The organism is Acinetobacter sp. 24-47-62 (assembly GCF_056779765.1).
On the sequence record NZ_JBWYIN010000055.1, the window covers coordinates 1 to 225 of the forward strand.

1 protein-coding gene is annotated in these 225 nt (G+C 49.8%); it reads right to left on the minus strand.

Annotated elements, in window-relative coordinates; genetic code table 11:
- Positions 1–225 (minus strand): phage late control D family protein (locus AC1M87_RS14865; protein ID WP_481594135.1); only part of this gene is annotated, 225 nt, incomplete at both ends.

Sequence of the window (225 nt, forward strand, 5' to 3'; positions counted from 1 at the left end):
GATGGTAGCGGATGTTGCGTCGGTTGAGGGCTTGGTATTGGCTGTTGTCGTCAATCAGGCGGAGCTTTTGTGCTTCGATCGGGCTGTTGTTACTCGGTACAATCGGTTGGGCTTCATCAATGAGCCAGTTAATACCTTCACTGCGTAGTAAGCGAGTCAGAAAGTCGTAGTCGCTTTCGTTGCTTTGCATGATGAAGGGGCGGATGTCGTATTGTTGTTGCAATC